This window comes from Flavobacterium coralii, from assembly GCF_019891545.1.
Lineage (GTDB): Bacteria > Bacteroidota > Bacteroidia > Flavobacteriales > Flavobacteriaceae > Flavobacterium > Flavobacterium coralii.
Window position 1 is genome coordinate 1 of sequence record NZ_JAHDIU010000030.1, and the last position, 960, is coordinate 960.

A 960-nucleotide genomic window follows, 5' to 3' on the forward strand; every position below is an offset into this window, starting at 1 on the left:
TCTGTAACCGGAGCTAACTTCAATACGGCTAATGCTACTTATGTATGGACGTATGAAGGTACAACCCTTGCTGATAACGATGCCAGCATCACACCGGCTAACGGAGCCTTTGGTACCTATGAAGTTACAGTAACTGTAAACGGATGTACCGCTACACAAAGTGTGACAGTGACTGAAAATACAGATGCTTTAGCACTTATGTATGAAGAAGGCTGTGAAGATGGTGATTACCTTGTAACAGTGATGCCGTTCAATGACCCTGACACAGGTGATTCATTCAACCCTGATACCGCCAGCTATGCATGGAGCGGCCCTAACGGCTTCTCAGAGAATACACAGCAGGTAACTATCCCTGCGGCAGGTATCTATACTGTAACAGTAACCACTGCTGACGGTTGTGTGGGCGAAGTAGAGGTTAATGTGCTTGACACAAGCTGTTCTATCCCGAGGGGTATCTCTCCAAACGGTGACGGCATGAACGACAGCTTCGACCTGACTTCTCTTGGCGTAAGCAAGATCAGTATCTTTAACCGTTACGGTAAAGAGGTATTCAGCTACGGTGCTTATACCAACCAATGGCACGGACAAACAAGCAACGGGGATGAACTGCCAACAGGTACTTACTTCTACTCGCTGCAACGCAGCAATGGTGAGAGTAAAACAGGTTGGGTTTACATCAACAGGCAACAGTAACAAACCAAAACAAAGGCACGCTCCTGTATAAACAGGGGTGTGCCTTTATATTCTTAAAGAATTACCACTGATGAAGAAACTATACTTAGCAGCATTTCTGGGGCTGTTAGGCTTTGCAGAGAGCACGGCCCAGCAGGACCCTCATTACACACAGTACATGTACAACATGAACGTGATCAACCCGGCCTATGCCGGATCAAAGGAGAACCTTGCCTTCGGCTTGCTTTACCGCGCCCAGTGGGTAGATGTGGAGGGGGCACCCACCAC

The 960-nt window shown here is 47.8% G+C and carries 2 protein-coding genes; both read left to right on the top strand.

Translation table 11 applies throughout. The features are described 5' to 3' along the window. A partial coding sequence (locus KJK34_RS14990) for a T9SS type B sorting domain-containing protein (protein WP_223054701.1) occupies nt 1-693 on the top strand: 693 nt, incomplete at its 5' end. 70 nt (nt 694-763) lie between these two features. Beyond that, nucleotides 764-960, top strand: a 197-nt coding sequence (locus KJK34_RS14995; RefSeq protein ID WP_223054698.1) for a type IX secretion system membrane protein PorP/SprF, incomplete at its 3' end; no start/stop codon positions are given.